Source organism: Suipraeoptans intestinalis (assembly GCF_034091795.1).
Lineage (GTDB): Bacteria > Bacillota > Clostridia > Lachnospirales > Lachnospiraceae > Suipraeoptans > Suipraeoptans intestinalis.
Genome location: NZ_JAXFXH010000004.1, coordinates 91,073 through 103,571, shown reverse-complemented (window position 1 = coordinate 103,571; position 12,499 = coordinate 91,073). Strand labels below are relative to the sequence as shown.

At 48.0% G+C, this 12,499-nt stretch carries 12 protein-coding genes; all 12 read left to right on the top strand.

The window, feature by feature from the left end; translation table 11 throughout:
* Positions 1-13: 13 nt before the first annotated feature.
* The 12 genes from SOW26_RS01455 to SOW26_RS01400 all read left to right on the top strand — a co-directional run bounded on the left by SOW26_RS01455 (position 14) and on the right by SOW26_RS01400 (position 11,751).
* Positions 14-1,054, top strand: coding sequence for a 1-aminocyclopropane-1-carboxylate deaminase/D-cysteine desulfhydrase (locus SOW26_RS01455; protein WP_320651750.1), 1,041 nt, complete (start codon positions 14-16; stop codon positions 1,052-1,054).
* 132 nt (positions 1,055-1,186) lie between these two features.
* Complete coding sequence (locus SOW26_RS01450; protein WP_320651749.1) at positions 1,187-2,329, top strand: YibE/F family protein; 1,143 nt, start codon at positions 1,187-1,189, stop codon at positions 2,327-2,329.
* The gene (locus SOW26_RS01445; protein ID WP_320651748.1) at positions 2,326-3,102 is read left to right on the top strand and encodes a YibE/F family protein; all 777 of its coding nucleotides are present in this window, start codon (positions 2,326-2,328) and stop codon (positions 3,100-3,102) included. The genes SOW26_RS01450 and SOW26_RS01445 overlap by 4 nt, the downstream gene beginning before the upstream one ends.
* A gap of 326 nt (positions 3,103-3,428) precedes the next feature.
* Complete coding sequence (locus tag SOW26_RS01440; protein ID WP_320651747.1) at positions 3,429-4,133, top strand: tyrosine-protein phosphatase; 705 nt, start codon at positions 3,429-3,431, stop codon at positions 4,131-4,133.
* A gap of 25 nt (positions 4,134-4,158) precedes the next feature.
* Positions 4,159-4,881, top strand: a complete 723-nt coding sequence (locus tag SOW26_RS01435; protein ID WP_154477233.1) for a YveK family protein — start codon at positions 4,159-4,161, stop codon at positions 4,879-4,881.
* Positions 4,882-4,906: 25 nt separating this feature from the next.
* Positions 4,907-5,608 carry a polysaccharide biosynthesis tyrosine autokinase gene (locus SOW26_RS01430; protein WP_154477235.1) on the top strand — a complete coding sequence of 234 codons (702 nt, stop codon included), beginning with the start codon at positions 4,907-4,909 and terminating at the stop codon, positions 5,606-5,608.
* Positions 5,605-6,690, top strand: coding sequence for an LCP family protein (locus SOW26_RS01425; protein ID WP_320651746.1), 1,086 nt, complete (start codon positions 5,605-5,607; stop codon positions 6,688-6,690). The genes SOW26_RS01430 and SOW26_RS01425 overlap by 4 nt, the downstream gene beginning before the upstream one ends.
* Positions 6,691-6,878: 188 nt before the next feature.
* Complete coding sequence (locus SOW26_RS01420) at positions 6,879-8,327, top strand: sugar transferase (protein ID WP_276959932.1); 1,449 nt, start codon at positions 6,879-6,881, stop codon at positions 8,325-8,327.
* 46 nt (positions 8,328-8,373) lie between these two features.
* Positions 8,374-9,636 carry a nucleotide sugar dehydrogenase gene (locus SOW26_RS01415; RefSeq protein ID WP_320651745.1) on the top strand — a complete coding sequence of 421 codons (1,263 nt, stop codon included), beginning with the start codon at positions 8,374-8,376 and terminating at the stop codon, positions 9,634-9,636.
* 16 nt (positions 9,637-9,652) lie between these two features.
* Positions 9,653-10,120: a PssD/Cps14F family polysaccharide biosynthesis glycosyltransferase gene (pssD, locus tag SOW26_RS01410; RefSeq protein ID WP_154477248.1), complete on the top strand. Its 468-nt coding sequence runs from the start codon at positions 9,653-9,655 to the stop codon at positions 10,118-10,120.
* Positions 10,117-10,599, top strand: coding sequence for a PssE/Cps14G family polysaccharide biosynthesis glycosyltransferase (pssE, locus tag SOW26_RS01405; protein ID WP_276959934.1), 483 nt, complete (start codon positions 10,117-10,119; stop codon positions 10,597-10,599). Before pssD ends, pssE begins: the two co-directional genes overlap by 4 nt.
* Positions 10,600-10,662: 63 nt before the next feature.
* Positions 10,663-11,751, top strand: coding sequence for a glycosyltransferase family 2 protein (locus SOW26_RS01400; RefSeq protein WP_320651744.1), 1,089 nt, complete (start codon positions 10,663-10,665; stop codon positions 11,749-11,751).
* Positions 11,752-12,499: the final 748 nt, after the last annotated feature.

Genomic DNA, 12,499 nt, shown 5'->3' with positions numbered 1-12,499 from the left:
CAAGGAGGGCGTTATGGACTGGACAAACAGAAAAGAAAGCTTTTTGAATCTTCCCACACCATTGGAATATCTGGAAACGATATCAAAGGAACAGGGAGTACACTTCTATATCAAGAGAGATGACGTGATGAATCTGGGATTTGGAGGAAACAAGCTGCGAAAACTGGAATACATCCTGAAAGATGCCAGAAATCAAAATGCCACCATGATCATCACAAGAGGCGCAGTCCAGACAAACCATGGGCGTTTGACGGCGGCAGCGGCAGCCAAATACGGGATGAAATGTGCGATCGTATGTATCGGGGAATATCCGGGAGAGCTTTCTGCCAACCTGCTTTTGGACAGGATTCTGGGAGCAGAAGTGATCATCAAAAAACCGAATGGACGGCCGATAGAAGAGCAGTATAAAGAACTGATCAAACAGGTCTGCAGCCGATATGAGGAGCAGGGAGAACGGGTTTACTACACTCCGATGGGAGGCTCGGACGAAGTGGGATCATTGGGGTACTATGAATGTGCCAAAGAGATCGCAGCCCAGACGAAAGGAAAAGAGTTTGAAAATGCCCGGCTGTTCTGCAGTGTGGGAAGCGTAGGCACTTACATGGGACTTTACTGTGGCCTGCAGGAGGTGGAGAATTCCCTGCATTTGACCGGAGTCGCCATTATGCCGTTTGACGAGGAAAAAGATAAAGAAGTGGGAGCCCTATACAAAAGGGTAAAAACACTTCTGGGAAAAGAGACAGGAGATCTTCCGGAGTTCCATATAGAAAAGGGATATGTCAGGGGAGGATATAATCAGCCTTCCCCGGAAGTAAGAGAAGCCGTGTACTATATGGCAAGAAAGGAAGGGATCTTTTTGGATCCCTGTTATACGGGAAAGTGTTTTGCGGGGATCCTGGAAATGATCCGGGAAGGAAAGATAAAGAACGGAGAAACGATTATATTTCTTCATACAGGAGGAGGTCCCGGACTATTTACCAGGCATCACAGAGAGGCATTTGAAGAGGAACTGATGGCAGGTGTACACCTGCTGGAAGAAGACGGGGAGTTTTAGCAGCTCCCGGGAGAAAAAAGGAGGATGACAGGCTTGCTTTCAGGAAAACGGCCGTCATACTGCTTTTTTCTTCTGTAAGGGCAAGCATCAGTCAAGGCAGAGAAAGTTTTGATAAATCAGGAAAGGCAGGAAATGGAGCGCAAAATACGGGAATATTTCAGAGAGCTGGGACAGATTTTCTTCCCGGCAAAAAAAAGAAGATATTGGGGCTGCTTTCTTCTGATCTATCTGGCTGCGTTGGTGTTTACAGCAAATGATGCCTGGCTGTACCAGACGCCGATCGTAAGGATCACGGAAGTACAGACAAAAAAAGACGGCGTTTCGGAGTCAGCACGGGGAGGAAAGGAACAGCATTACAGGCAAAAACTGAAAGGAATCCTGCTAAATGGAGAAAAGAAAGGAAAAAGTGTTATCCTGAAAAATCAATACACTTACTCCAATGTGTTGACGCAGAAATTTCGGAAAGGGGATCAGATCCTGATAGGACTGAATACATCCTCCATGTCCGGCACAGTAAAGGTGTTAAAAAGGGATGTATACCTGGTGGGTCTGGCAGGGGGATTACTCCTTTTTCTGATCCTGGTTTCAGGAAAAAGCGGAATCCTTACGATCGCCACTCTTCTGGGAAATGCTCTGATATTTGGAGTGGGATTTTCACAGTATCTGAAGGGGAGAGATATCCTGCTGATCTGTAATTTGATGGCCGTTTTGTTTGCAGCGATAACGCTGCTGATCCTGAACGGATGCCACAAAAGAACATGGGCGGCGCTTCTTTCTGTGCTCTGCGTGCTGGGGTGCATCATGGGACTGTTTGATCTGCTATCGGCGCATACAGAAGGCTTCGACTATTCTACGATGGAATATTTGGGCAGCCTGGACGATCCGGACCATCTGTTTCGGGCAGAGATCATGCTGGCGGGATTGGGGGCCATCATGGATGTGGCGGTGACTATTTCCAGTGCATTGGGGGAGATCGTCCAAAAGAAGCCGGATGTGTCGTTTGGACAGCTGTTTCGGTCTGGAAGAGAGATCGGGTATGATATTATGGGAACCATGATGAACGTACTGCTGTTTGTGTTTGGCTGTGGTCTGATCCCGACCTTTTTAATACGCATGAATAATGAAGTGGGATTCCTGACGATCGTGAAACTGCATATTCCCTACGAGATCTGCCGATTCCTCATAGAAAGCATCGGGATCGTCTTGACCATTCCGGTTTCTATCCTGGTAGCTTCTATATTTATGAAAGCAGGAGGAAGGAGGAAGAGTGGATGATCGGGATATTAGCACTTGTGCTTTTTGTACTGCTTTTGGCGGTAGGTGGAGAGAGAGGGGCCTCTTCTATTTTGACCCTGGCGGGGAATATTTTCGTACTGACAGTGACGATCTTTCTGTTGGCGGGAGGATTTCCGCCGATCCTTCTTACCTTTCTGGCAGGGACCGTGATCAGTTACCTGACGCTGATCAAACAAAATGGAAAAAATAAGAAAACAGGAGCGGCATTTTTAGCTACGGCGGCAGTCATGCTGCTGTTGCTTCCGGCAGTGTATCTGGTGGTATGGAAAATGAACGGGGGCGGACTGAATGAGATCCAGGCGATACAGGAGGATGTGATGTATTATTATAATGTGGATCTGCGGATCCGTATGCTTTCTATCGCAGTCTGCATCAACCTGCTAAGCGTGCTGGGAGCCGTTCTTGATACGGCGCTTTCTATTACATCTTCAGTGCATGAGGTGGCGGTCCACAGACCGGAGCTTACCAGACAGGAGCTGTTTTTTTCAGGAATGCGGATCGGGAAAGAGATTACGGGCACCACAGTCAATACGTTGCTGTTTGCCTATCTGGGAGGATCGCTGCTGCTGTTTGCCTATATCAAGACCGGGAAATATACAGTGGAGACGATCCTGAACTCTAAATTTTTGTTTCAGGATCTGTCGGTGATGTTGTTTGGGGGGATCGCCTGCCTGGCAGCAGTTCCGGTTTCATCCGTTTGTGGGGCACAGATGACGGCAAAAAACATCAAGAAAAACCAGGTGCAGAATTGACCTTTATTACCTACTTTTAGGGTGGGTAATAAAAACGAAGGAGAGGCGGGCAAAAACCCTTGACACCGGAGAAAATAGGGTATAAAATGACAAACTTACAGGACGGATACAGAGCGGATGTAAGTGTTTTCAGAGACATCAAAGATGGCGAACAGATTAAAAAACGCAAATCAGATAGAATAAAGCAAAATCCCGTATGACAGAATACCCACATAATAGAAGAACTTGCTAAGAAAAGGGAACAGGAAAACGACAGGTTCCCTTTTCTTGTCTGATGATTTTGAAGAAGGGAAAGAAACGGGCAGATCGGGAAAGACGAGGATGAAATGATAGATATACATTGCCATTTACTATACGGAGTGGATGATGGCGCAAAAACATGGCAGGAATCCCTGGAACTGCTGCAGGAAGCAAAGGCACAGGGAGTTGAAAAGATAATCTGTACTCCGCATTACCGGGAGGGAATGTTCATATACCGCCAGGAGTCTATGAAAGCACGGTTTCATAGACTGAAAGAAATAGGGGACAGACTGGGAATAGAGTTATTTCCGGGTATGGAATGCTATGGAGATGACAGACTCTTGGTGTATCTTCAACAGGGACGGTGTATCACACTGGCCGGGTCGGATTATGTTCTGGTAGAGTATTCTCACGATATCACAAAAGAAGAGTTGTGGAGAAGCTGCGGGAATCTGACTGCTCATGGCTACATCCCGGTAGTAGCGCATGTTGAGCGTTATCACAGAGTTTGTAAGGATACAGAATTTTTGAAAAAACTCAGGGAGCTGGGGGGACGGATCCAGATCAATGCAGGATCTGTGATCGGACAGCACGGCTGGAGTTGTAAAGGGATCTGCAGAGCGCTGCTGAAAGAAGGCGTGGCGGATATTGTGGCCAGTGATACACATGGAGTAAAGCACCGCAGAAATCATATGAAACAGTGCCGCACTTATCTTGCAGGAAAATACGGAGAGATGTATGCGGGGGATCTGATGGAAAGGATACCTCAGGAGATTTTAGAGAATCGATAAGCGTTTTGGAAGAAAGAGGACAGGTATGGGAGAGAAGAGACGGGATCAGGGGGAGCAGGAAATCAATCTGCTGGAACTGACGATGGAGCTTGTGACAAGATGGAAGAGAATTGTGATCCTGGTGATCCTGACGGCAGGAATCGGATTTGGAGCCAGTAAATTTCTGATGGAAACCCGCTACCAGTCTACCTCTCTTTTATATGTATTTACAAAGAGTACGTCTATTACCAGTTTGGCAGATCTACAGATGGGAACGAACCTGACAAATGATTATAAAGTGGTGATAACCGGACGGCCGGTGCTGGAGCAGGTGATAGAAAACCTGAAGCTGGAGGAAACCTACCGGAGCCTGCAGGAGAGGATTTCTGTGACAAATCCTCAGGATTCCAGGATCCTGGAAATTACAGTGACAGACACCAGCTCTAAAAGAGCAAAGGCCATTGCGGATGAACTGGCAGATCTGTCTGCCGGATTTATTTCCGACAAGATGGGACAGGATGCACCCTCCGTCATTCAGTACGGGTATGCGGACGAAAATCCAGCCGCACCAAACATAAAAAGGAATACACTGATAGCCGGGCTGCTGGGATTTCTTTTGGCAGTGGTATCGATTGTCCTTCCGTTTATCTTCCACGATACGATCCTGACGGAAGAAGACGTTCAGAAGAAGCTGGGACTTCAGATATTGGGCGTGCTGCCGGAGGAAGAGGCAGAAGCGGACAGGAGACGGAATTATCGAAAGAGATAACCGGACGAGGGATAGGAGAGCAGGAATGCAGACGGTAAGATTAGAAAAAATCAAAAAGCAGAGTTATGCGTGGCAGGAATCTTTGAGAGCGCTGCGAACGAATCTTCAGTTTTGTGGAGATGACAAGAAGGTGATCCTGTTTACCAGCGCCATGCCGGATGAAGGAAAGAGTACGGTCGTGGTAGAGCTGGCCAGATCCCTGACAGAATCCGGGAAAAAGGTTCTGGTGATCGATACAGATATGAGAAAATCCGTGCTGGCAGGGCGCCTGCGGGTCAAAGTAAACAAAGGGGAGCTGCTGGGATTGTCTCATTATCTGTCGGGACAGAGACCGGCTGGAGAAGTTTTGTACGGGACGGATGTCTCCGGACTGTTTATGGTCTTTGCGGGACCGACAGTGCCCAATCCTACGGAAATCCTGGAAAAAGAATATTTTCAAAGATTGATAGAGTTTGGACGGGAAACCTTCGACTATGTTTTGATCGATACCGCGCCGCTGGGGGCTGCCATTGACGCTGCGCTGATCGCAAAAAAATGCGACGGGGCAGTCCTTGTGGTGGAACAGAAAAGAGCGGGAAGGCGACTGCTGCAGGGAGTGATCAGGCAGCTGGAACTTTCAGAAGTAAAGATTTTGGGCGTGGTGCTGAATAAGGTAAAGAAGGGATTTCATGGGTATGGCAGCTACTATGGCCAGTATGGAATCGACAATAAGGGAAGAGGAGAATGAAAAAGCAAGAAGCATCCGGACGGCGAAGAAGAATAGCGGCAGCAGCAATAGCAGTAGCCTTGCTGGGAGGGATCCTGTTGGGAAGCTATCTGCTAAAGACAGCGGGAGCAAAGAGAGAAGCAGAAGACACCCCTTCTTCCCCGGAAACGAAAGGAAAGCAGGTAACAGTAAAACGCTCCGAGGAAAAGGGAGAGCAGGAAGAGGATCAGAAAGGATCGGAAATGTTTGCCATCTTTGGAGTGGACAGCAGGGAAAATGAGCTGGGAGAAGGCACCCGGTCCGATTCCATTATGCTGGTTCAGGTGGATCACGAAAAGAAGACGATCCGGGTGGCATCCGTGTACCGAGACTGCCTGGTATGGATCGAAGGGCATGGATTTGAAAAGATCACACATGCCCATGCTTACGGAGGCCCGGAGCTTGCAGTGGATACGGTCAACAGGAATTTTGATCTGCAGGTCTCCCAATACCTGACGGTAAACTTTCAGGGAGTGGCAGAGGCAGTAGATGCTGTGGGGGGAGTGGAGCAGACGCTGGACGAGGAAGAAGCGGATGTGATCAATTCCTATATCAAAGAAGTAAACACCATCCGAAAAACATCTTCCGGAAAGATCGAAAAAGCGGGGACGTATGTGCTGGATGGAACCCAGGCAGTTGCCTTTTCCAGGATCCGGTATACAGAAGGCGGCGACTATAAGCGGACGGAAAGGCAAAGGACGGTTCTGTTTCAACTGTTTGAAAAGGCAAAGTCTCTTTCGGCAGACAAGAAAAGACAGCTTCTGGAAAGGCTGGGAAAAGGGGTCCGTACCAATTTCTCTGCGGAAGATCTGTTAAAAAGAATGAAGCAACTGTCAGAATATCAGGTAGAAGAAATGAATGCGTTTCCACAGGTGTTTTATGGTGGGATCATAGAAGGAGCCTGGGTGGAAGCGCCGGTTACATTGACGGAAATGAATGCAAAGCTGCACCTGTTTTTGCAGAAGGAGGAGAACTATCTTCCTTCCTCACAGGCACAGAAATACAGCGACGAGATTGCCGTAAAGGCGGGCGGCCAGGCGAATGTAGATCTGTCAGATCAATAGGAGAAACAGGGCATATACGCAGAACAAAGCGTTTTTCAAGGCCGATGTTACAGGCGGTCTGCGGGTGAAAGGATAGGGGCGCTCGCTGTATCAGAAGGAACACAGCATCCCGGCAGGCAGAGAACGAAGAAAACGGTGGGAAGAAAAGATAAAAAGCGGGAGAAGCCGAACAGGAGAGGAGAAAGAAGATGTACTCCAAAGCAAGAAGCGGATGGATGAAGCACATAGACTTTATCATGTTGGATCAGATCTGTCTGGGACTTTCTTTTGCCGTGGCTTTTTTTCTGCATGGCAGAGATTGGAGCAGGACAGTGGGAAAGCAGGCGTATTGGAAAATGTTTCTGGTCCTTCTTCTGCTCCAGGTGTTTGTGACGGTCTTCTTTGAAACCTTCCGGAATGTCTTGAAACGAGGCTATTACGAAGAACTGAAAGCTACCTTCAAGAACACGGCGCTGATCTTTCTGATGCTGTCGGCCTACCTGCTTTTGGCGGGAATAGGAGATGAATACTGCAAGATGATCTGGATCCTGACAGGAGGGATCTACCTGGCGCTGACTTATGGCGTCCGGAGCCTGTGGAAAAGACGGCTGTTTCACAAAAAAAAGAAGCAGATAGGAAAGCACTCTCTTTTGATCCTTACAACGAGAGAGCTGGCAGATACTGTGATTCAAAGAATCCGGGAAAACAACTACGGCAGATTCCGGATCCGGGGGATTATCCTGACAGACGACGGGAAGAAGGAAGAGCAGATCCAGGGGATCCCGGTGGTGGCAGAGATGGGCACAGTTCTGGAATATATCAGAACGGAATGGGTGGATGAAATATTTTTACATCTTGCAGGGCGGCAGGAAGCGTATCAGGATCTGATCGCCCAGTGTGTAAAGATGGGAGTCACCGTACACTGCAATCATCCGGAAATGGAGGAAAATGATTTTCTGGGGAAGCGGCTGGTGGAGCGGATGAATTCCTATACCGTGCTGACATATAGCGCCAATGTGATCACCTCCCGGCAGGCGGCGGTAAAAAGAGCCATAGACATCCTGGGAGGTACGGTGGGATGCCTGATCACCCTGGGACTGCTGCTGGTCATTGGACCCATCATCTACATCCAGTCTCCCGGACCTGTATTTTTCAGCCAGGAGAGAGTAGGAAAAAATGGACGAAGATTTAAAATATACAAGTTTCGCAGCATGTATCTGGATGCAGAAGGACGAAAAAAAGAGCTGCTGAAAAAGAACCGCAACAAGGAAGGCCTGATGTTCAAGGTGGAAGATGATCCCCGGATCATTGGAAACTACAAGGGACCGGGAAGAGGGATCGGAAGTTTTATACGAAAAACTTCGCTGGATGAATTTCCACAGTTCTGGAACGTGCTGAAAGGCGAGATGTCTCTGGTAGGCACCAGACCTCCGTTGGTGGAGGAGTGGGAGCGGTATTCCAAGCACCATCGGGCAAGAATGGCGACCATACCAGGGATGACAGGACTTTGGCAGGTGAACGGACGAAGTGAAGTGACGGATTTTGAAAAAGTCGTAAAGTGGGATGTGGAGTATATTGAAAACTGGAGCATGGAACTGGATTTCCGACTGATCCTGCAGACGGTGGGCGTGATGATCAGCGGAAAAGGATCCATGTAAAAATACTTGATGCCGTAGTTTAAAAGGCGGCAGAACGGAGAGAAAGATGGAAAAGCAGTACAGGATCGCAGTGGCGGGAACCGGATACGTAGGGCTATCTGTTGCCATTTTGCTTTATCAGTATCATCAGGTAACAGCGGTGGATATTGTCCGGGAAAAGGTGGATGCGATCAATCAGAGGCGATCGCCTATCCAGGATGAGGGAATCCAGAGATATCTGGCAGAGAAGAGGCTGCATCTGAGGGCGACCTGGCAGCCGGAGGAAGCCTATGGGGCTGCGGACTTTGTGGTGGTGGCAGTTCCCACAAATTATGATACTGCGACCCTGCATTTTGATACCTCGGCGGTGGATAAAGTGATCCAAACGGTTCTGGCGTGCAACAAAGAAGCGGCCATCGTGATCAAGTCTACCGTTCCGGTGGGTTATACCAATGCAGCTAAAAAACGGTTTCGGACAGAAAATCTGATATTTTGTCCGGAATTTTTGCGGGAGTCCAGAGCACTCTATGATAATCTTTATCCGTCCAGGATCATTTTGGGCGTAGAGGAAGAGGGGCCGGCCGGGAAACAGGCCGCCATTTTTGCCGATCTTTTGCAGGAAGCCGCTGTGAAAAAGGAAGTGGACACGATCTTCATGGGAGCCTCGGAGGCAGAAGCAGTCAAGCTGTTTGCAAACACCTATCTGGCTTTGCGGGTCAGCTACTTCAATGAACTGGATACCTATTGTGAGAGTAAGCAGCTGGATACTCAAAAAATCATACAGGGTGTTTGCCTGGATCCCAGGATCGGAGACCATTACAACAATCCTTCCTTTGGCTATGGAGGATACTGCCTCCCGAAAGATACGAAACAGCTTTTGGCAAATTATGAGGACGTTCCTCAAAATATGATGTCAGCCATCGTGGAGAGCAATCGTACCAGAAAAGAATTTATTGCAAAGCAGGTGCTGAAGCTGGCGGGATATCAGGAAGAGAAAGAAGGCGCAGGCACGAAGCAAAGGGGAACAAAGCAGGAACAAGAGGAAAGAGGCGTTGTCGGTGTGTATCGACTTGCCATGAAAAGTAACAGCGATAATTTCCGCCATTCTGCTATCCGGGGGATCATGGAACGGATCCAGAAAAAAGGCGTCAGGGTAATCGTGTACGAGCCCTCCCTCAGGGAAGGCAGTCTGTTTTCCGGCGCCAGCGTGGTAAACGACCTGACTGTTTTTAAAGAGCGGTCGGATGCCATTATCGCAAACCGGTACGATACCTGCCTGGATGATGTGAAGGACAAGGTTTATACGAGAGATATCTTCCAGAGAGATTAGGAGAAAGGAAAGCAAAATGAAGGGTGAAAAAAAGATCTGCTTTATTGCGTCTTCCGGCGGACATTTTGAACAGATCCGGCAATTGAAAGAGGTGGCAGAAAAATATCCACATTATTATATCGTGCCGAAAAATGCCAGCACAGCGGCTTTTCGGGAGAAAAAGTACCTGGTGGGAGATTTTTACAGAAAAAAGCGGGTTCAATTTTTCTTTCGATTTATCGGGACAGCCATTCAGCAGCTTTTTATTTTTTTTAAAGAAAGACCGGATGTAGTGATCACAACAGGGGCGGGGGTGGCGATTCCCACCTGTCTGTATGCTCATTTTTTCAGAAAAAAGGTGATTTATATTGAAAGCTTTGCAAGAATGAAGTCTTTGAATCAAACGGCAAAGCTGCTGCACAGGTATACGGACCTGTTTATTGTACAATGGGAGGAATTGTTAAAGCTGGCGCCGGGGTCAGTGTATGGAGGGTGGATCTATTGATATTGGTATGTGTGGGAGCGACAGAATATAAACTGGACAGATTGCTGCGCTTACTGGATGAATTATGTGAAGAGAATGTTTTAAAGGGAGAGGAGATCGTGGCACAGATCGGAAGTACAGATTACTGTCCCAGACATTACAGGAGCTTTCATCTGATCAGCCGGGAAGCCTTTCAGAAGTATATGGAGGAAGCGGAGTTTGTCATTACGCATGCAGGGACAGGCAGTGTGATTCCTCTTTTAAAACTGGGGAAAAAAGTAATCCTTTTTCCCAGAAGGGAACGGTACAAGGAGCATGTGGACGATCATCAGCTGGAGCTTCGGGATGCACTTACCAGGGAAGGGTATGTATTAAGCGCGGAAAAGAAAGAAGAACTGAAAAGGGCAATAGAAGAAATCAAAACATTTCATCCAAAGAAATTTCAGTCGAATAATCATAGAATAAATCAAATGGTCATAGACTTTATTGAGGCGTTGTAAAAGGCAGAAGAAAAGTCATGGTCTTTGTACCCTGAGATGGAAGAGAAAAGAGGATGGACAAACGTGGCAGAAAGCAGGAAAGAGCGGGAAATGGGAAGAGAACAAATATCCATCGTCATACCGGTATATGGGGCGGAAAAGTACCTGAAAGAACTGCTGGATAAGCTGCTGCGGCAGGAGGATCCGGAGGTAGAGATCCTGTGTATCGACGACGGATCTGTGGATAAAAGCCAGGAGATCTGCAGGGCATACGCGCAGGCACACCCGTGCATCCGGTATTATCGAAAGGAAAACAGAGGCGTTTCCCACACCAGAAATTTTGGGATCCAAAAGGCCAGGGGGACATGGATCTGCTTCGTGGACTCAGACGATTATCTGGAGAAGGGAGCGATCGCAAGGCTTCGCCCCTATCTGGGGCAGGAGACAGATGCGTTGTATTTTAATTACCACAGAGGAGAAAAAGACAGGGAGCTGACCGGCAGGGTAGGAGATTTTGAAGCAAAAGAGATCCTGAGGGCGACGCTGGATCAGACAGCCGGACAGTCAGAAATCCGGGAATGTTTTACGCTCCAAAGCGCGTCTCTTGCCATCAGCTGCGCCAAGCTGTACAGGCTGGACGTGATCCGGAAAAACGGGATACAATTCCCGGAACAGCTCCGGATAGGAGAAGATGTCTGCTTTAATCTGCAGTATCTTGGCAGAAGCAGGAAGGTACGGACGCTGGATGAGGCGCTGTATTATTATCGGAAAACTCCGGGTTCTACGACACAGACATATTCCGGGCAACATTTTCTGGAAGAGGAAAAACTGATCCGGCAGATGGCAGGATACCGGGAGGAAGCGGCAGAGTTTACAAAAGAGCTGCGGATCTATCTGCTGGGGGTGCTGCTGCATATCAATACGAATTTGGGGAAGCTTCCCGCACGGCGGCACAGGATCCGGGAGTACCGAAAACTTCTGAGGGATGCGGACATACGATGGATCCTGGAGAAAACAGAGAAAAAGGAAGCGCTGTCGCCGGGGAAGTACCAGAATCTTTACTACCATTTGGCGGTAAAGCTCCTGCAAAAAAACAGAATACATTTGGCTGTCTGCCTGGGAGATCTTTACAGAAACCTGCAAAAATTCTTTCGGACAAGGGACGGCAAATAAGGGCATTTCAAAGGGAAAGTTACGGGAAAGTGACGGAACCAAAAGGGGAATGCCCTTATTTTTGACAAGAACCCTTGAGGGAGAGACAGCAGAAGGTGCGGGTTTTATAGAGGAAAGATTCCCTTGTTGCCACCAGACAGACTACACAAACTGCACAAAATTTGAAGATTTTTAGAAAAAGGATGGACAAGAAGAAAGTGCGGTTATATAATCTCCCTACAAGCAAATCTTAGCTTGTATCAAACGATCTGATCGTCTTGCCAATTCGGCAGTTTTTTTCAATTGAAACAATCTATAAAGAATTCTGTTTTGCAGGGAACGGACTGTTTTTAAAAGCAGTCAGGTTTCAACACATCCAGTTTCAAAATGCGATGCCGGAAGACTCCAAAAGGCAATTTCAAAATGTGGGAGGATAGGAGGGAGAATATGTGCAGAGAAAGCGGCTGATCATCTGTGATGAAGAAGAGGGCTACGGGAAAGCGCTGGCATCATTTCTCGGTGGAAGAAAGGAGCTGTCTTTTCAGATACAGCTCTGTGAGGAACTGTCAGGGATCCGGGAGATCCGGCAGCAGGCGGGCATTGACCTGCTGATCATCAGCAGTTTTTTTGAGAAAGAAAAAAGAGAGGAATTTTCAGAACTGGTGGTCTGTGTGCTGCAGGAGACCGGAAGAGAGGAGCTGCTGCCTCATGAGGAAGGAGTCTTTCGCTATCAGCCGGGAGAAAGGATATGGGAAGCAATCCTGCACTG

Excerpts from the sequence above, each read along its gene's own strand:
- SOW26_RS01425 (WP_320651746.1), top strand. The coding sequence starts at position 5,605 with ATGAAAAAGCAAGAAGCATCCGGACGGCGAAGAAGAATAGCGGCAGCA.
- SOW26_RS01445 (WP_320651748.1), top strand. The coding sequence starts at position 2,326 with ATGATCGGGATATTAGCACTTGTGCTTTTTGTACTGCTTTTGGCGGTA.
- SOW26_RS01430 (WP_154477235.1), top strand. The coding sequence starts at position 4,907 with ATGCAGACGGTAAGATTAGAAAAAATCAAAAAGCAGAGTTATGCGTGG.
- pssD (WP_154477248.1), top strand. The coding sequence starts at position 9,653 with ATGAAGGGTGAAAAAAAGATCTGCTTTATTGCGTCTTCCGGCGGACAT.
- SOW26_RS01435 (WP_154477233.1), top strand. The coding sequence starts at position 4,159 with ATGGGAGAGAAGAGACGGGATCAGGGGGAGCAGGAAATCAATCTGCTG.
- SOW26_RS01450 (WP_320651749.1), top strand. The coding sequence starts at position 1,187 with ATGGAGCGCAAAATACGGGAATATTTCAGAGAGCTGGGACAGATTTTC.
- SOW26_RS01440 (WP_320651747.1), top strand. The coding sequence starts at position 3,429 with ATGATAGATATACATTGCCATTTACTATACGGAGTGGATGATGGCGCA.
- SOW26_RS01415 (WP_320651745.1), top strand. The coding sequence starts at position 8,374 with ATGGAAAAGCAGTACAGGATCGCAGTGGCGGGAACCGGATACGTAGGG.
- SOW26_RS01420 (WP_276959932.1), top strand. The coding sequence starts at position 6,879 with ATGTACTCCAAAGCAAGAAGCGGATGGATGAAGCACATAGACTTTATC.
- SOW26_RS01455 (WP_320651750.1), top strand. The coding sequence starts at position 14 with ATGGACTGGACAAACAGAAAAGAAAGCTTTTTGAATCTTCCCACACCA.